Raw genomic sequence first — 17,087 nt, forward strand, 5'->3', positions numbered from 1 at the left:
AGGGTGGTGGCCACCGCGACGGAGAAACGATGAGCACGGCTCCCCCGAACACCGCACCGGCCCCCCCGGTCGCTCCCTCACCGGGACGCCCGAAGGGCTGGGCGACACTGCGCGCCTACGTTCAGGTCGCGCCCGCGAGCGTGGCCCTCGCGCTGATCGTGCTCGTGACCTCCATCGCCACCGGTACGTTGTGGAGCGTCGCGACCGCGGGCGGCGGCGCGCTGGTCTGGGCGGCCGGTGTGTCGACGACCATCCACGCGGGCTTCTGGTGGACTCCGCTGACGGCGCTCTTCGTGCCGGAGGATCCCGCGCAGTTCGTGATCTCGTTCGTGCTCACCCTGACCCTGCTGGCCGTCGCCGAGCGTTTGCTCAGCACAGCCAGGCTCGTCGTCGCCTTCCTCGTCACGGGCGTCGTCGGCATCACGCTCGGCGTCCTCGGGCAGTGGGCTGCGGCGAGCGTCGGAGAGATCCTGGCGCGAGCGACGGAGTTCGACTTCACCCTCGATCCGACCATCGGGATCGTCGGGGCGCTGATGACGGCGAGCGCCTTCGCCAGCACACTCTGGCGACGACGCATCCGGCTGCTGACCTTCGCCGTCGTGATCATGTTCGTGCTCTACAACGGCGACCAGAACAACGTCTACCGCCTCATCGCGGCGTTGCTCGGTCTCGCGTTCGGCGTCATCCTCCGTCGCGGGAGGCTGCACCGGATGCGCCGCAGTTCGCACGCCGAGACGCGCAACCTCGTCGCCGCGATCGTGGCCATCACCGCCGTCGGGCCGCTCGCGGCGCTCCTCCCGCCGGGTGGCCTCGGCCCGCTGTCGTTCGTCGCGGCGCTGTTCCTGCACCAGGAGGTCGACGCGGCCTCCGTGCTGGCGGCGTGCCGCGCGGTGGACACCTCCAACTGCCGTGACGAGCTCGCGGCGGTCTCGGTCCAGGGTGTCGGTCCCCTGCTGCTCACGCTCTTGCCGCTGGTGCTGCTCATCGTGACGGCCATCGGCCTCCGCCGCGGCCGCCACTTCGCGTGGCTGCTCGGGATCGTCGTGAACGTCGCGATGATCGTGCTGCCGTTCACCGCGCTCCCCGGCGGCGACGTGAACGTGCACGTCGACAGTCTCGACGCCCTCGCGCCGGCGATCGAGGTGCTGCTCTGGTTGCTGGCCGCGTTCCTGGTGCCGTTCGCGTCGATCGTGCTGCTGCTCGCGACCCGCCGCCAGTTCCAGATCCGCGCGCCACGTGATGCGGTCGTGCGATTCACGATCCTGGTCGTGGTCTCGTTCGCGCTGCTCGCGGTCGCCTACCTGATCGCCGGGCTCGCCACTCTGACCTCGTTCGTGCCCGAGGCGAGTATCGGCGACGTGTTCATGTCCACGCTCCGGCGTTTCGTCCCCTCGGGTTTCGAGTCGGTGCTCGGCCCAGTGATCGTTCCGACCTCGCCGTTCGTCGTGTTCCTTTACCAGTGGGTCGGTCCGGCGTTCTGGACGATCTTCGTCATCGGCACGATGCGGCTGTACCGTGCGACCTCCACCGGCCGCACCCTCGGTGACGAGCTGCGGTTCCGCGAGCTCCTGCACGCGGGCGGAGGCGGCACCCTCGGCTTCATGGGCACGTGGCCCGGCAATGTGTACTGGTTCTCGGAGGACGGCGAGGCGGCCGTCGCGTACCGTGTCATCAACGGCGTCGCAATCACGCTGTCGGATCCCGTCTGCCGGCCGGAGCGCGCCGAGCAGACCGTCATCGACTTCATCGGGTTCTGCGACGCCAACAGCTGGACCCCGGCGTTCTACAGCATCCACGGCTCGTTCCTGCCCGTGTTCGAGTCGCTCGGCTGGCAGACCGTGTCGGTGGGCGAGGAGACGCTCATGCACCCGCAGACCTTCGACATGCAGGGCAAGCCCTGGCAGAAGGTGCGGCAGGCGCACAACCGTGGGGTCAAGGAGCGCATCTCGACGCTCTGGACGACGTGGGACGAGCTGGCTCCTCTGCAACAGAGCCAGATCGTGTCGCTCAGCGAGCAATGGGTGTCCGAGAAGGAGCTGCCGGAGATGGGCTTCACGCTGGGCGGCATGGCCGAGCTGAAGGACCCGGAGGTGCGTCTCTACCTGGCCTACGATCCGCAGGGCGACCTCCAAGCCGTGACCAGTTGGCTGCCGAGCTGGCGCGACGACCGCATCGTCGGGTACACGATCGACTTCATGCGACGCGCCGACCGCAGCATTCCAGGCATCATGGAGTTCGTGATCGCCTCCGCGGCCCAGCGGATGCGCGGGGAGGGCGTGGAGGTGCTCAGTCTGTCCGGCGCTCCTCTCGCGACGAAGCCGGCGAGCGTCCTCGACGATGAGGACGCGGAGGGCGAGCCCGCCATCATGGACCGTCTGCTGGCGTTCCTCGCGAAGACCCTGGAGCCGGCGTACGGCTTCGCCTCGCTGTTCAGCTTCAAGAGCAAGTTCAACCCGACCTACGAGACCCTGTGGATGGCCTACCCCGACGCGGTCGCGCTGCCCGCGATCGGCAACGCCATCGGGCGCGCGTACCTCCCCGACGCGAACGCGAAGGAGTACGTGGCGCTCGCCCGCACGCTGATGCGCTGACGCCGATGCGCTGGGCGCGTGGTCCAGCGGCGTACGGTGGCCTCATGAAGGTCGACACCGGCGCCGCTGCGCGCACCGCGATGATCATCGGGGGCACCGGACAGATCGGCTCGGCAGTCGCGCGGCGGCTGGCGGCCGCCGGCTGGTCGGTGCTGATCGCGCACCGAGGCCGCCACCACGGGGACACCGAGCTGACCGAGCACGACGTGACCAGCATCCGGCTCGACCGCGACGACACGGACGCGCTGCTGGCCCGTGCCCGCGGCCACGACCTCGTGCTCGACACGGTCGCGTACGAGCCCCGGCACGCCGACCAGCTGGCCGGCCTCGCCGGGGAGGTCGGTTCGCTCGTCGTGATCTCGACCGGCTCGGTCTACACCGACCGGGAGGGCCGCTACCTCGACATCGTCACCGGGCCGGATGACTTCCCCGACTATCCCGTGCCGCTGCGCGAGACCGACCCGACCATCGACAACACCGAGCGGACATACTCGCCGCTCAAGGCCGCGATGGAGCGGCGGCTGCTCGCCGTGGAGGGGCTGCCGGTCAGTATCCTGCGGCCCGGTGCGATCTATGGGCCGTTCAGCCCGGCGTTGCGCGAGTGGTACTTCATCAAGCGCGCCCTCGACGGCCGCCATCGGGTGCTGCTGTCGGACGGCGGCGCCAACCGGTTCAGCACGTCCTCCACGGACAACATCGCGGAGCTCGTGGCGCTGTGCGCCTCGCACCCCGGCCGTCGCGTGCTCAACGCAGTGGACGAGGACAATCTGAGCGTCGCCGAGATCGCCCGATCCGTGTACGCCGCGCTCGACCGCGAGGTGGAGGTCGTGACGTTCCCCGGTCCGCCGGAGGACGGCCTCGGCGGAACGCCCTGGACGGTCGCGAACCCGCTGCTGCTCAGCATGGCGGCGGCGACCGTCGAGCTCGGCTACCACCAGCCCGTCCGCTACGCGGAGGCCGTCGCCGCGGCCGTCGACTGGGCCGTCCGCGAAGCGCGCGCCGCCGATCGTCGTCAGGAGAGCTGGGAGAAGGTGTTCCCTTCCATCGCGCAACGGGCCGAGGCGGACCGATGGTTCGACTACGGCGCCGAGGACGCGTTCATGCGCGGCTGACCCCGGATTCGGGTCGCCTCGAGCAGCTTTAGAAGACGTACTCGAGGAGGTCGAGGCCGACGGTGCGCATCCCGTCGATGACCGCCAGCCGGGCGGGGAGGGAGGTGTCGTCGAAGTAGGTCGAGACCGCGTAGGTGACGCCGGCGCGCGGACCGCGGAGCACGCCGACTTCGCTGCGGACGCCCGCGTCGGTGCCGGTCTTGTTGACGAGCAGGATGCCGTGCTCGGGGTGGCGGTGCGAGTGCGGGTCGAGACCGAACGCGCTCGAGACCAGCGAGAAGTCGCTGTTGAGCGACAGCCACGAGATGACCTGGCGGCTGGTCTGCGCGTCGACGACCTCCCCTCGGGCGAGCGCCGAGAACAGCCACGTGAGCTCGTTGGCACTGCCGACCGACAGCTGCGGCGCATCATCGGGCCCGCGGTGGTCGCGGACGAGGTCGAGGAGGGCTGTGCGGGTCAGGCCGAGCGACTCGGTGCGAGCGCTCACGGCCTCCAGGCCGACGCGGCGGAGGAGCACGTTGGTGGCCAGGTTGTCGCTGGTCGCCCCGACCAGGGCGGCGAGGTCGGACACGGGAAGGGCGGGCACCTGCAGGTGCTGCCAGATCCCGGAGTCGCCCGCGACGTCCTGCGGCGCCCGATCGAGCTGGACCAACGGGCTCAGCTGGCCCGACTGCAGCCGGGCGGCGACCTCCACGAGGAGGAGCACCTTGCCGATGCTCGCGGTCGGCATCACCACGTGGTCGTCGACCGTGAACAGCACCTCCCCGGTGGAGAGGTCGGTCGCGCGGGCGGACACCTGCACGCCCTGGACGGCGAGCCGTCCGAGCGCGTCGAACCCGCGGGTGAACACCTCCGGCGTGGCCGCAGCCGATCCGCGGTGGCGCCCTCGGCGCGTGGTGACATGACGGCGTCGGTGGTCGGTCTCCGGGGTTTGGATCGTCACGAGTCGCGCTGGAGCTTTCTTCCGAGTCGGGGCATCGGCTGGTTCAGCGGTCCCCCCGGCCCGCGTCGCGGCGGGGAGGGCACCCCGACACGATAGGGATGATGTTACCCCGATCGGGGGGTCACGTCAGAGACCTTTCGCGGGTCGGCCGCGACCGCATCACCAAATGGTGACGCGGTCCTCCGGCGCGAGCCACAACGCGTCGGCTTCGGTCACCCCGAACGTGTCGTAGAACGCGTCGATGTTGCGCACGATCTGGTTGCAGCGGAACTCGTTCGGCGAGTGCGGATCGATCGCAAGGAGCCGGATGACCTCTTCGTCGCGCGACTTCTGCTGCCAGGCCTGCGCCCACGAGAGGAAGAACCGCTCGGCACCCGTGAGTCCGTCGACGACGGGAGGCTGCGCGCCGCCGAGGGACAGCAGATACGCCTTCCAGGCGATGCCGAGGCCGCCGAGGTCGCCGATGTTCTCTCCGATGGTGAGCGCGCCGTTGACGTGATGGTCGGGGACCTGCGCGGGGGCGAGCACGTCGTACTGCGCGATGAGGCTGCCGGTGCGCTTCTCGAATGCTGCCCGGTCGGCGGCGGTCCACCAATCCTCGAGCTTGCCGTCGCCGTCGAACTTGGACCCCTGGTCGTCGAAGCCGTGACCGATCTCGTGCCCGATCACCGCGCCGATGGCGCCGTAGTTGGCGGCGTCGTCGCGGGTCTCGTCGAAGAACGGGTACTGCAGGATGGCGGCGGGGAAGACGATCTCGTTGAAGCCGGGGTTGTAGTAGGCGTTGATCGTCTGCGGGGTCATGAACCACTCGTCGCGGTCGAGCGGTTTGCCGATCTTGCCGAGCTCGCGGTCGAACTCGAACAACGCACCGGCGCGCACGTTGCCGATCAGGTCGGTGGGGTCGATGACCAGCGAGGAGTAGTCGCGCCACTTCACCGGGTAGCCGATCTTGGGAGTGAACTTGGCGAGCTTGTCGAGCGCGCGGTCGCGGGTGTCCTCACCCATCCACTCGAGCTTCTGGATGCTCTCCCGGTATGCCTCGATCAGATTGGCGACGAGGCCGTCCATCGCCTGCTTGGCCGTGGGCGGGAAGTGCTTCTCGACGTAGATGCGGCCGACGGCCTCCCCCATCGCGCCCTCGACGAGCGAGATGCCGCGCTTCCACCGGGCCCGCATCTCGGGCGTGCCGGTGAGGGTGCGCCCGTAGAAGTCGAAGTTGGCGTCGACGAAGTCGCCCGAGAGGTACGGAGCCGAGCCGTGGATGATCTGCCAGGCCAGCCAGTCCTTCCATGACTGGAGGCGGTCGTCGGTGAGGAGGCCGGCGATACCGGAGGTGAAGGACGGCTGGCGCAGGACCACTTCGGCCAGTGCGCCGTCCGGCGCCCCCAGCCCCTCGGCCCAGCTGTCGAGGCTCGCGGCGCCTCCACTGTCGCCGCCGCCGGCGAACAGCTTCGCCGCGTCGGCCCACGAGTACAGGTTGTAGGTCTTCTCGGAGTCGCGCGAGCGCACGTTGTCCCAGTGCTGCGCGGCGATCTCGACCTCGAGGTCGTAGACGCGCTGAGCGCGCTCGGGGGCGTCGTCGAACCCGGCGAGCTCGAACATCCGCTGGATGTGGGCGGCGAACGCCTCACGCACGGGCGCGAACCGCTCCTCGCGGAAGTAGGACTCGTCCGGGAGCGAGATGCCGGCCTGCTCGGCGAACACCAGGTACCGCTCCGGGTCGCCCGGGTCGTTGTCGACGAAGAGCTGGTAGAACCCGCCGACACCGTGGCGCTCGAGGCGGCCGAGGGTCTCGAGGAAGGCCGGGATGCTGTCGACGTCGCTCGCGATCGCCAGCTGCGCCTCGATCGGCTTCGCCCCGAGCCCGTCCACGCGCTCCTCATCGAGGAAGCTCGTATAGAGGTCGCCGAACTTGCGCTCCTCGGTGCCTTCCGGCGCGTTCTGCGCCGCCTCCACGATCGCGCGGACGGCTGCCTCCGACTGCTCGGCGAGCTCCATGAAGGAGCCCCAGCGTGCCTTGTCGGACGGGATCTCGGTGCGGGAGATCCAACTGCCGTTGACGTGCCGGAACAGGTCGTCCTGCGGGCGGATCGTGGGGTCGAGGTCGTCGGTCGCGATTCCGGAGGTGAGCGTCATGGAGCCAGCCTACGTGGCCGGGCCAGCGGCTGTCAGGCGCGCGCCGGGGAGGTCGCGCGAAGTCGCGAGAACGAGAAGAGGAAGAGGGCGGCGAGGACGATCTCCGCAAGGATCGAAACCGCGCCCGAGAGGCTGCCGTAGCCGGCGAGCGAGAACCCGATGTTGACCACCGCGAGCAGACCGTAGCCCGCGCCGAGCACGCCGGAGAGGAGCGGCCGGTTCGTCATCCGCCACCACGGGCGCGCGGCGCGCACCGACTCCCCCGGGCCGCGGAACACTCTCGACGCGACATACCAGCCGAGCAGCTGTAGCACGGTCAGGACGATGGACGCGGCCTCGGAGTGCAGGGCGTCGAACGCGAGCGCCAGCACCAGATCGACCCCCAGCAGCACGGCGACGACGAGCGCCTTCTGAGCCGGACTGGTGAAACGCATGCTGCCCCCTGGGTGAATTCCTAGCTAGGATTTCAGATTTTGGCGAGGAGTCGCGGACGGCACGCCGGATCGCGTCAGCCCGAATGAATCACCTGTCGGAACGCTGCGCGCGGATCTGCTCCCACTCGTTGATCATGGCCGGGAGGCGGTCCTGCATGAACCGGTAGAAGCCGGCCATGTCGCGCAGTCGCTCCGTCGCGGGGTCGGCCGGGTCATCGATCGCCGCCAGACCGGTGTCGGCCTGGTCGGCGAGCACACCGTAGATCGGGCTGTTGCGCACCATGAGCGAGTACCAGTCGGCCGGCATCTGGTAGAGATCCCGCCGGCTGCCGTTCTGCGACAGCCGGCGCACGATCCCGAGCGTCTGGAGGTAGCGCACGGCGCCCGAGATCGCCGCGGCGCTCACGTCGAGACGCTCCGCGAGCTGCGATGCGGTGAGGCCGGCGGAGTCGGTCACCGTCAGGGCCATCAGCACCCGGGCGGGCATCTTGGGGAACCCGGCGGCGGTGAGCACCGCCGCCGAATGCTCCATCATCTCGGTGAGAGCCTGCTCGTCCCTGGCCATGCCGCCCTCCTCAGCCGATCGCGAAGTCCCGGCGACGGATGAGGGCCGCGGACGCGGCGAGCGCGACCAGCGCGATGCCGAACATCCAGTATCCCCCGGTCCAATCGACTTTTCCGACGACGACCGGCGCGTCCGCGAACGGTGACACGTGCCGCAGCCAATCAGGCAGCTTGATCAGTGCTCCGAAGATCCCGATGAAGGCGCCGGCGCCGAGGGCCGCCCAGCCGACGGGCGCCGTCCAGCTCGGCAGCAGGACGAACACCAGGGTGAGCACGCCCAGATACACCAGTGCCACCGGGAACTGCGCGGCCGCCGCTGCGAAGGCGTCGTTGAACGTGGAGGCCGTCTCACCCGCCGCTACCGCCGACAGTCCTGCGGCGAGCGCGGCGGCCACCAGGACCAGCACGATCGCGATCAGGCCGACGAGCACGAACTCGAGCAGCCAGCGGACCCGCGAGACGGGCGTCGCCATCATCACCTCGGCGGACCCGCCGACCTCCTCTTGGCGCAGCCGGATGACCGCCTGGACCGCACACGCCGCCGCGAGCACGCCGACGATCGACATGATCGCCGAGAGGAAGAGCGCGGTCATCGGACCGGAGCCGCCCGCGCCCAGGTGGGCGACGGCCTCCCGGATGTTGGAGAGGTTCGGGTCGGAGGCGATGGACGAGCTCACGACACTCCCGAGCGCACCCGCGAGCACGCCGGTAAGGAGGCCGCCGACGGTCCAGCCGAGGATGATCGGCCACTGCAGCCGCCACGCCAGGCCGAGCGGCCCGTTCAGCATGGGCAGCGCGTTCCGTCGGCCCGCGCGCTCGGGCACGATGCCCGCTCCCGAGTCGCGCACGGCCTGGAGGGCGAACACGCCGGCAATGAGGACAGCCGCGAAGCCGAGCTGCAGGAGCAGTGGCCACCAGTCGTTCTGCACGTACGGCGAGAACTGCTCGCCCCAGCCGATCGGGCTGAGCCACGTCGGCCATCCCGACACCATCGTGGTGCCGGTGCTGGTGACGGTGCCGATGGCGTCGCCGATTCCACGCAGTGCCCAGGCGGCCACCACGACGGCGGCGGCGAGGCCGTTCGCGCCGCGAGAGGTGCTCATGACCTGCGCCAGCAGGAGGCCGACGGCGAGGAAGGCGACTCCGGCTCCGCCGACCGCCGCGCCCGCGACGAGCGATCCGTACACGGGAAGACCCGAGGCCATGAAGCCGAGCGCGGTGGCGAGTGCCAGCACGATGTTCGCGAGGACGCCGTGGATGACCGTGGCGATCGTCGGCATGATCCGTGCCGCGGGTGTCGAGCCGACGAGCTCGGCGCGACCGGACTCCTCCTCAGCGCGCGAGTGCCGCACGGCGAGGAACGTGTTCATCAGGCCGGCGAGCAGCGCGAGGAAGGTGTAGATCTCGAAGAAGGTGACGGCGGCGAGGCCGGTCCCCTGCGGGAGGCCGCGCAGCACCAGCACCGTCGGGTTCGCGATCGCGAGCCGGATCAGCTCGGCGCGGCCGGACGCCGAGCCGTAGGTCTGGTCGATGCTCGCGGCGGAGAACAGCGCGAGTAACGCGATGCAGAGGATCCAGATGACCAGCTGCCAGCGGTCCCGCCGCAGGCGCTGACGCAGCAGGACGCGCACGGTCCCGCCTCCCCCGCGCGCGGGCGAGGCGGAGTGGCCTCCCGAGCGGGTGGCCGCACGATCGGCAGTGGTGGCGCTCATCGCGTCTTCGCCCCCTCGCCGGCCTTATCGGCTCCGTCACGATCGGCATCGGCCTGCTCGACGGCGGCCAGCTCGTCGCCGTAGTGCCGGAGGAACAGCTCCTCGAGCGACGGAGGCGCGACCGTCAGGCTCTTCGCATCGAGGCCGGCGAGCGCCGCGAGCACGGGCGGAAGCGCGTCGCTGTCGGCGGTGAACTTCACGCGACCGTTGTCGACGCGCAGGTCGTGCGCGTCCGGGATCCGGGCGAGCTGCTCCTGCGTCACACCGTCGCCCGCGAACGAGATCTCGGTACGGGTCAGGTGTCGCAGCTGCTCGAGCGTGCCGGACTCGACGGTCTTGCCCGCGCGGATGATGCTCACCCGGTCGCAGAGCTGCTCGACCTCGGACAGGATGTGACTCGACAGCAGCACGGTCGCGCCCTCGCGGGCGACGCGGGCGATCTCGGCATTGAAGGTGGCCTCCATCAGCGGATCGAGGCCGCTGGTCGGCTCGTCGAGGATGTACAGGTCGGCCGGCGTCGCGAAGGCGGCGACGAGCGCGACCTTCTGCCGGTTTCCCTTCGAGTAGGCGCGCCCCTTCTTGGTCGGGTCGAGCTGGAAGACGTCGACCAGCCGCTTCTTGCGCTCGGCGTACACCGCCTTGTCCACGGTGCCCCCGCGCAGGCGTGCGAGGAGGTCGATCGCCTCGCCGCCGGAGAGGTTCGGCCAGAGGCTGACGTCGCCCGGGACGTACGCGATGCGACGGTGGAGGGCGACGGCGTCGCGCCAGGGATCGCTCCCGAAGACGTTGGCGCTGCCGCCGCTGGAGCGGGCGAGGCCCAGCAGCACACGGATGGTGGTGGACTTGCCCGCGCCGTTCGGCCCGAGGAATCCGTGCACTTCTCCTTCGGTGACGGCGAGGTCGAGCCCGTCGAGAGCCCGCACCCGGCCGAATCGCTTCTCGAGGCCAGAGGCCTCAATCACTGTGATCATGGGCGGGACTCTACGCTTATTTCAGTAATTTGTGAAATCTATTAACGGAATCCTTACGGCGTGTCGGGCGGTCGGCATCCGGAGAGGATGTGCTGGAGCGCCGCCTTCTCCGCCGGCTTGACCCAGAGCCCGTATTTGACCTTCACGCCCACCTGGCGGGCGGCGTACTCGCAGCGGAAGCCGACGGCCGGCGGCAGCCAGGTCGCCGCGTCGCCGGCGCCCTTCGCCTGGTTGGTGGGGCCGTCGACGGCCAGGAGTTCGAGCGGATCGTTGGCGAGTCGGACGCGCGTCTCCTGACTCAGCGACTGAGCGCCGGTCTCCCAGGCGTCGAGGAGAGCGACCACATGGTCGATCTGCACCCTGGCCGAGGTCTGCTGGCCCCGCGTGAAGGCGATCGTCGTGCCGGTGTACGGATCGGCAAGAGTACCGGTGAGCACGCGGCAATCCGACTGCCGCGTGACGCCGGAGAGATCACGGGCAAGGATGTCGTCGCGGGTGTCGCACCCGTTGTGGTCGACATCGAGCCAGGCCTCGCCGAACTTGGCGACACGGTCGTATCCGGTGGCAGGCGCCCTGCCCTTCACCGGGAGGCCGGCGAGCGCGGTGCGTGCTGCAGCGGCGTCCAGGAGGCCGACGGCGCCGCGCGCGCCGGCGGGGGCGGAGGCTGTCGGTGCGACCGAGCTCGTCGCGCCCGCCTGCCCGCTGCCGTCCGCTGTGCCGCCGCTCACGGCGGCGTAGCCTCCCGCACTCGCGAGTGCGATCAGAAGGACGGCGGCAACGATCGGCCAGGGGGCCGTGCGACGCCGTCGGGTGCCGGCGCGCGTCACAGGTAGGAATCGTCCGCGAGCCCGCGGTGCAGCCCGCGACGCGAAACGTGCACGCCCGGCCGCTGCGACGTGGCGATCTCGCCGAGCTCCCGCATCACGCGGCCGTAGAAAGGAGCGGCCGTCGCGTTCCGGTACGCGCCGGGGTGGAGGTCGGCCTCGTTGCGCAGCCGGATCTCGGCGCGCGCGGCCTCGAGCGCCGTGATGACCTTGGCACCACCTCTATACCGGATGAGCCGGTGCACCCACTCGTCGAGCGCCTCGGGCAGCCCTGCGGGAACCCGGTCGTGCTCGGCGGCGAGCGATGCGCGCGGGACTCCCGCGGCGTCGGGTGCAGTCGCATAGCGCTCGCGGGCGGGCTGATCGCTCGCGCGCCGCTCCGCGCGGAGGACCGCGAGGAGGTCGTCGCTGCGGTTGGCCTGGTGCGCGAGGACCTCGAGCGCATCCACCGCCGAGGCGTACTCCTCTTCGTACCCGGCGTAATCCGACGGGTGGGCCGACCGATCGTGCGCCAGATCGGTGCGAGCGGAGGCCGCCTGGCCCTTTGTGAGCACCGTGCGCCCGTTGCGGACGCGATCGAGACGCCAGGACCAGGTGGACAGGAGTTCCGGCATCAGGTGGCTCATGCCTTCACCCTAGGAAGAGCCTCCGACACCGGGCCCGCACGACACGTCGGAGGCCCGCGGAAGCGTTGTCGAGCCGTGAACGTCCTCCTCCGCCGTCCGCTCGATCGAGAGATCCTGCGTCTCGCCGTGCCCGCGCTCGGCGCGCTTGTTGCCGAGCCCCTCTTCCTGCTGGCCGACTCGGCCATGGTCGGTCACCTCGGAGTCGCGCCGCTGGCCGGCCTCGGGATCGCGAGCGCGGTGCTGCAGACGATCGTCGGCCTGATGGTGTTCCTCGCCTATTCGACGACGCCGGCGGTCGCGCGGCGCCTCGGTGCCGGCGACGAACGCGGGGCCGTGGCCGCCGGCGTCGACGGCAGCTGGTTGGCGCTCGGCCTGGGGATCGTGCTGGCGGCGGCGGGTTGGCTCGCGTCACCGTTCCTCGTCGGGCTGTTCGGAGCCTCGCCCGACGTCACCGCCGAGGCCACGACCTACCTCACGCTGTCGATGCTCGGCCTCCCCGCCATGCTGCTCGTGTTCGCGACGACCGGCCTGCTGAGAGGACTGCAGGACACGCGGACGCCGCTGGCAGTCGCTGTGGGCGGCTTCGGGGCGAACATCATCCTGAACTTCGTTTTCATCTACGTCGCCGGTCTCGGAATCGCCGGGTCGGCGCTCGGCACCGTGGTGGCCCAGTGGGCGATGGTCGTCGTCTACGCGGTGATCGTCGTGCGCCATGCCCGCCGTGTGGGCGCTCCGCTGCTCCCCCACCACGGCGGCATCGGCCGCACCGCGCGTGCGGGAGGCTGGCTGTTCCTGCGCACCGCGAGCCTGCGCGCCGCGATGCTGCTGGCGGTCTTCGCGGCGACGCGGCTGGGGCCCGACGAACTCGCGGCATTCCAGGTGACGATGACGGTGTTCGCGACGCTCGCCTTCGCGCTCGACGCTCTCGCGATCGCCGCGCAGGCGCTGGTCGGCAAGGGCCTCGGGGCCGGGCGGCTCGACGATGTGCGCGAGGTCCTCCGCCGCTGCGTGCAGTGGGGACTCGGAGCCGGGGTGGTGCTCGGCGCCGCGACTCTCGCGCTCAGCCCGGTGGCCGCCGGGCTGTTCACGAGCGACCCGTCGGTCGCGGCCCTCCTGCCCGTCGCACTGGCGATCATCGGAGTGAGCGCGCCCCTCGGCGGGTACGTCTTCGTGCTCGACGGCGTGCTCATCGGGGCCGGAGACGCGCGCTACCTGGCGCTGACGGGTGTGCTCAACGTCGCGGTGTTCATCCCCCTCGCGCTGGCCGTGGTCGCGTGGGGATCGCACGACGCGGGTGGCCTCGCCGCGCTGACCGCGGCCTTCGCGTTCGGGTACCTCGGCGCGCGGGCGCTCACCCTCGGCCTCCGCGCGAGGGGGCAGGCGTGGATGCGGCCGGGCGCCGAGCGCTAGCTGTAGCGCCCCATTTTGAAGCTCAGGCGAGCCACTCCTGCGCCGCGACCACGAGGGCGCGAACGCCGATGTCGATGGTCGGCTGGGCCAGCGGGGCGAAGAACGGCGAGTGGTTCGACGGGATGTCCGTGTCGACCGTGCCTGCCGCCATCGCCGCTCGGACGACCTCCGGGTCGCCCCCGCCGAGCAGCCAGTAGACAAGCGGGACGCCCGCGGCCGTGGCGAGATTGCCGACGTCCTCGCTGCCCGAGAGGGCGCCCGGCTCGAGCACGGCCTCCGCGCCGAACTCGGCAGCGAAAGCGGCATTGACCCGGGCGGTGGCGTCTTCGTCGTTGACGGTGACCGGGTAGCGCTCGCCCCATTCGACCGTCGGCTCGTGCGGCGAGCCGCTGGCCTGCACCTCGGCGCGGATGATGCGGTCGACGCCGTCCAGCACGTGTCGGCGGACGGTCTCGTCGAAGCTGCGCACGCTGATGCCGAGGGTCGCCGTCGGCGCGATGATGTTGTTCTTCGTGCCGGCGTGGAGGGTGCCGACCGTCACGACCGCCGTGTCCTGCGGCGCGATCTCGCGCGAGACGACGGTCTGCAGGCGCATCACCGCCGCCGCGGCCATGATGACCGGGTCGATGGTGGTCTCCGGGCGCGATCCGTGGCCTCCACGCCCGTGCAGCGTGACCTCGAAGGCATCGACCGCGGCCATGGCCGCACCGGGGTGCGCACCCACCATGCCGGCGGGGAACGGCGTCACGTGCTGGCCGAGCACGACGTCGGGCACCGGGACCTTCGTGTAGAGGCCGTCCTGGACCATCACCTCGGCACCGCCGCCGTGCTCCTCGGCGGGCTGGAAGACGGCGACCACGGTTCCCGACCACTCGTCGGTCGTCGCGACCAGCCGCTCGACCGCACCCAGGAGGCAGGTGATGTGGATGTCGTGACCGCACGCGTGCATGACCGGGACGGGGTGGCCGTCGTCGCCGGGCGCCGTCGCGGTGGAGGCCCACGGAAGTCCGGTCTGCTCCAGGACGGGGAGGCCGTCCATGTCGGCGCGCAGCAGGACGGTCGGTCCCTCGCCGTTGCGCAGGACGCCCGCGACGCCCGTGCGGGCGATCCCCGTGTGAACTTCGAGGCCGAGCGCCGTGAGCTGCTGGGCGACGATCCCTGCTGTGCGGTGCTCCTCGAACGAGAGCTCAGGGTGGGCGTGGAGGTCACGGTAGAGGGCTTCGAGATCCATGGGTCCACCCTATGGGTGCCGAGCATGCAGCTACCGGAGGAGATCGGTGCCGGGGATGCCCGAAACGGCAGGGAACGGAGGATTCCCGACTGTGCTGGCGCGGATCCCCTCCGTTCGCCGCGTGGAGCAGCGCCTAGGCCGGGCGCGGCTCCGCGGTCGTGTTGCCGCGGTGGAACTCGCTCGTGAACGAGGTGGGGCGCGGCACGCGGCCCTCCAGCATCTCGACGATGGCGTGGCCGGCGGCGCGGCCCTTGTCGACAGCGGGCTGGACGAGCGTGGTCAGGTCATAGGGCCAGAGGCCGTCTACGCGCACGCCGTCGAACCCGACGACGCTGACGTCGCCCGGCACCTCCAGCCCGAGCTCCTCCGCCGCACGGATCACGCCGGCGGCGAGCAGGTCACTCTGCGCGATGACGGCGGTCGGGCGCCGGACCGGGTCAGACAGGAGCGCCATTCCGGCGATCCGGCCCTCCTCGACGAACGAGCCCCGCGTCATCCAGCCGCCCGCGGAGGGGAAGATGTCGCGCGCGCCCTCGAGACGCTCCTTGGCCGTGGTGGAACTGCCGCTGCTCACGTTCTCGGCGGTCAGCGGTCCGCGCGCGCGGTCGCGAGTGAGCGGCAGCGCGACGATCGCGACGTCGCGGTGGCCGAGATCGTGGAGGTGCTGGGCGGCCAGGCGGGTGGCCTCCCTGTTGTCCTGCCCGATCGACGGGACGTCGTCGGACGTGCCTCCCTCGATCGCGACCAGCGGAATGCCGCGCTGGCGCAGCATCGCGACCGACTCGTCGAGCCGCGGGCTGCAGCCGACGAGCACCACGGCGTCCATCGGCGCGTCCTCGATGCGCTGCGCGGTCTCGCCCGCGTCGGTGAGGATGAGCAGGCCCGCGTCGATAGCCGCGATCTCGTCGGAGATCCCGTCGAGCAGGGCGATCTTGATCGGGTCGCGGAACGCGTCGCCGACCCGCTCCTCCATCACGACCCCGACGATGCCGGAGCGACCGCGGCGCAGCGAGCGGGCCCGCGGGTCCGGGCCGGCGTAGTTGAGCTGCTTGGCCGCCTCGAGCACGCGCTCGCGCGTGGCGTCGGACACGGGTCCTGTGCCGGAGAAGGCGAGGGAGGCGGTGGAGTTGGAGACACCGGCCAGCCGGGCGACCGCGGCCAGCGTCGGCCGGGCGCCCAGGAGGGGTGTGCTGCTGTCGTTCACGTGTGGTAGCTTAGTCGAATCGTTTCGATCGAAACGATTCGAGTGCCGAATTCACCAGGAAAAGCCGATGTCACAGCCGACCCCGACGACGACCCGTTCGAGCCGCGAGTTGCGTGTCTGGCGCAACGCCGTCTTCGTGATCTTCATCCTCAGCGGGCTCGCGATGGCGACCTGGGTCGCCCGCATCCCCGGCGTACGCGACGACCTCGGGCTCGGCCGCAACCCGTCGTCGGTCGGGCTGCTCATCCTCGGGATGTCCGTCGGCGCCATCGTCGGACTGTCGGTCTCGTCGCTGGTCATGGTCCGCTTCGGACCGCACAAGGGCATGGTCGGCAGCCTCACGATCGTCGCCATCGGCACCCTCCTCATCGGCTTCGGCTCGAGCGTCTTCCACGCGGTGCCGCTCGTCGCGATCGGCCTCATCCTGCTGGGCTTCGGCAACGGGATGGTCGACGTGATGATGAACGTCGAAGGCACCGCGGTCGAGCGCGAGATCGGCAAGACGCTGATGCCCCTCATGCACGCGTTCTTCAGCTTCGGCACGGTTCTCGGCGCCGGCATCGGCGCGGCCGCGGCCGCCCTCCACATCGCGGTGTCGTGGCATCTCTCGGTCATCGCGGTGCTGATGGTCGCGGTCGCCCTGGTCGCCATCCGGTACATCCCGCGGGAGGCGGAGCTCGGCGACGAGACGGACGCCCAGCCGCGCATGCCGTTCGGCCAGCGCCTGCGCGCTTCGCTCGCGGTGTGGGCCGACTGGCGACTCATCCTGATCGGGGTGGTCATGCTCGGCATGGCGTTCGGCGAGGGATCGGCGAACGACTGGATCGCGCTGGCGACGGTCGACGGCCACGGCCAGCAGAACTCCACCGGCGCCGTCGTGTTCGGCTTCTTCGTCGCGGCGATGACCCTGGGCCGGGTGCTGGGCGGCCCGATCGTCGACCGTGTCGGCCGGGTCATGGCGATCCGGGCGACGGCGGCGATGGGCGTCGCTGGGCTCCTGCTGTTCATCCTCGGAGGCCCGCTCTGGGTGGTCGTACTCGGAACCGTGCTCTGGGGCTTCGGCGTCTCGCTCGGCTTCCCACTCGGGATGTCGGCGGCCTCGGAGGGTCAGGACAACCCCGCGGCCCGCGTGTCGGCGGTCGCCATCATCGGATACTGCGCCTTCCTCGTCGGGCCGCCCCTGATCGGCTTCCTGGGCAAGGAGTTCGGCCTCCTGAACGCGCTCTACCTCATCCTCGTGCTGCTGGTCGCGTCCTTCCTGGCCGCGCCCGCCGTCCGTCCGCTGGCCGAGCGCCGCGCGCGCGCCGCAGCCCCCGCCACCGAGTAGCG

14 protein-coding genes are annotated in these 17,087 nt (G+C 70.8%); 4 read left to right on the top strand and 10 right to left on the bottom strand.

The window, feature by feature from the left end:
* Positions 1-29 precede the first annotated feature (29 nt).
* A complete protein-coding gene (locus tag ASF88_RS17510) occupies positions 30-2,591 on the top strand; it encodes a bifunctional lysylphosphatidylglycerol flippase/synthetase MprF (RefSeq protein WP_082519046.1) in 2,562 nt (853 codons plus the stop codon).
* A gap of 44 nt (positions 2,592-2,635) precedes the next feature.
* Positions 2,636-3,703, top strand: a complete 1,068-nt coding sequence (locus ASF88_RS17515; protein WP_055921770.1) for an NAD-dependent epimerase/dehydratase family protein — start codon at positions 2,636-2,638, stop codon at positions 3,701-3,703.
* A gap of 28 nt (positions 3,704-3,731) precedes the next feature.
* On the opposite strand, the gene ASF88_RS17520 is transcribed toward ASF88_RS17515, so the two are convergent.
* The 8 genes from ASF88_RS17520 to ASF88_RS17555 all read right to left on the bottom strand — a co-directional run bounded on the left by ASF88_RS17520 (position 3,732) and on the right by ASF88_RS17555 (position 11,913).
* Complete coding sequence (locus ASF88_RS17520) at positions 3,732-4,646, bottom strand: serine hydrolase (protein WP_055921773.1); 915 nt, start codon at positions 4,644-4,646, stop codon at positions 3,732-3,734.
* Positions 4,647-4,805: 159 nt separating this feature from the next.
* Entirely contained in the window at positions 4,806-6,782 is a 1,977-nt protein-coding gene (locus ASF88_RS17525) for a M13 family metallopeptidase (RefSeq protein WP_055921777.1), read from the bottom strand.
* Between the two features lie 32 nt (positions 6,783-6,814).
* Complete coding sequence (locus tag ASF88_RS17530; protein WP_055921780.1) at positions 6,815-7,216, bottom strand: hypothetical protein; 402 nt, start codon at positions 7,214-7,216, stop codon at positions 6,815-6,817.
* Positions 7,217-7,304: 88 nt separating this feature from the next.
* Positions 7,305-7,781 carry a GbsR/MarR family transcriptional regulator gene (locus ASF88_RS17535; protein WP_055921783.1) on the bottom strand — a complete coding sequence of 159 codons (477 nt, stop codon included), beginning with the start codon at positions 7,779-7,781 and terminating at the stop codon, positions 7,305-7,307.
* Positions 7,782-7,791: 10 nt separating this feature from the next.
* Positions 7,792-9,492: an ABC transporter permease gene (locus ASF88_RS17540; RefSeq protein WP_055921786.1), complete on the bottom strand. Its 1,701-nt coding sequence runs from the start codon at positions 9,490-9,492 to the stop codon at positions 7,792-7,794.
* Positions 9,489-10,463, bottom strand: a complete 975-nt coding sequence (locus ASF88_RS17545) for an ABC transporter ATP-binding protein (protein WP_200935320.1) — start codon at positions 10,461-10,463, stop codon at positions 9,489-9,491. Before ASF88_RS17545 ends, ASF88_RS17540 begins: the two co-directional genes overlap by 4 nt.
* Before the next feature lie 53 nt (positions 10,464-10,516).
* Entirely contained in the window at positions 10,517-11,290 is a 774-nt protein-coding gene (locus ASF88_RS17550; protein ID WP_055921789.1) for an HNH endonuclease family protein, read from the bottom strand.
* A complete protein-coding gene (locus ASF88_RS17555; protein ID WP_055921792.1) occupies positions 11,287-11,913 on the bottom strand; it encodes a hypothetical protein in 627 nt (208 codons plus the stop codon). Before ASF88_RS17555 ends, ASF88_RS17550 begins: the two co-directional genes overlap by 4 nt.
* 75 nt (positions 11,914-11,988) lie before the next feature.
* Between ASF88_RS17555 and ASF88_RS17560 the strand changes: the two genes are divergently transcribed.
* Positions 11,989-13,323 carry an MATE family efflux transporter gene (locus tag ASF88_RS17560; RefSeq protein ID WP_235493541.1) on the top strand — a complete coding sequence of 445 codons (1,335 nt, stop codon included), beginning with the start codon at positions 11,989-11,991 and terminating at the stop codon, positions 13,321-13,323.
* A gap of 22 nt (positions 13,324-13,345) precedes the next feature.
* Here ASF88_RS17560 and ASF88_RS17565 read toward each other — a convergent pair whose 3' ends face one another.
* Both ASF88_RS17565 and ASF88_RS17570 read right to left on the bottom strand, forming a co-directional pair.
* Positions 13,346-14,554: an amidohydrolase gene (locus ASF88_RS17565; RefSeq protein ID WP_055921795.1), complete on the bottom strand. Its 1,209-nt coding sequence runs from the start codon at positions 14,552-14,554 to the stop codon at positions 13,346-13,348.
* 133 nt (positions 14,555-14,687) lie between these two features.
* Positions 14,688-15,758 (bottom strand): LacI family DNA-binding transcriptional regulator, encoded by a 1,071-nt coding sequence (locus ASF88_RS17570; RefSeq protein WP_055921799.1) that lies wholly within the window; start codon positions 15,756-15,758, stop codon positions 14,688-14,690.
* 67 nt (positions 15,759-15,825) lie between these two features.
* Between ASF88_RS17570 and ASF88_RS17575 the strand changes: the two genes are divergently transcribed.
* Entirely contained in the window at positions 15,826-17,085 is a 1,260-nt protein-coding gene (locus tag ASF88_RS17575; RefSeq protein ID WP_055921802.1) for an MFS transporter, read from the top strand.
* Positions 17,086-17,087: the final 2 nt, after the last annotated feature.

Source organism: Leifsonia sp. Leaf336, assembly GCF_001423695.1.
Lineage (GTDB): Bacteria > Actinomycetota > Actinomycetes > Actinomycetales > Microbacteriaceae > Leifsonia.

What these genes read in the sequence shown, in the direction of transcription:
- ASF88_RS17510 (WP_082519046.1), top strand. Translation starts at nt 30, where the DNA reads ATGAGCACGGCTCCCCCGAACACCGCACCGGCCCCCCCGGTCGCTCCC.
- ASF88_RS17515 (WP_055921770.1), top strand. Translation starts at nt 2,636, where the DNA reads ATGAAGGTCGACACCGGCGCCGCTGCGCGCACCGCGATGATCATCGGG.
- ASF88_RS17525 (WP_055921777.1), bottom strand. Translation starts at nt 6,782, where the DNA reads ATGACGCTCACCTCCGGAATCGCGACCGACGACCTCGACCCCACGATC.
- ASF88_RS17530 (WP_055921780.1), bottom strand. Translation starts at nt 7,216, where the DNA reads ATGCGTTTCACCAGTCCGGCTCAGAAGGCGCTCGTCGTCGCCGTGCTG.
- ASF88_RS17535 (WP_055921783.1), bottom strand. Translation starts at nt 7,781, where the DNA reads ATGGCCAGGGACGAGCAGGCTCTCACCGAGATGATGGAGCATTCGGCG.
- ASF88_RS17540 (WP_055921786.1), bottom strand. Translation starts at nt 9,492, where the DNA reads ATGAGCGCCACCACTGCCGATCGTGCGGCCACCCGCTCGGGAGGCCAC.
- ASF88_RS17545 (WP_200935320.1), bottom strand. Translation starts at nt 10,463, where the DNA reads ATGATCACAGTGATTGAGGCCTCTGGCCTCGAGAAGCGATTCGGCCGG.
- ASF88_RS17555 (WP_055921792.1), bottom strand. Translation starts at nt 11,913, where the DNA reads ATGAGCCACCTGATGCCGGAACTCCTGTCCACCTGGTCCTGGCGTCTC.
- ASF88_RS17565 (WP_055921795.1), bottom strand. Translation starts at nt 14,554, where the DNA reads ATGGATCTCGAAGCCCTCTACCGTGACCTCCACGCCCACCCTGAGCTC.
- ASF88_RS17575 (WP_055921802.1), top strand. Translation starts at nt 15,826, where the DNA reads ATGTCACAGCCGACCCCGACGACGACCCGTTCGAGCCGCGAGTTGCGT.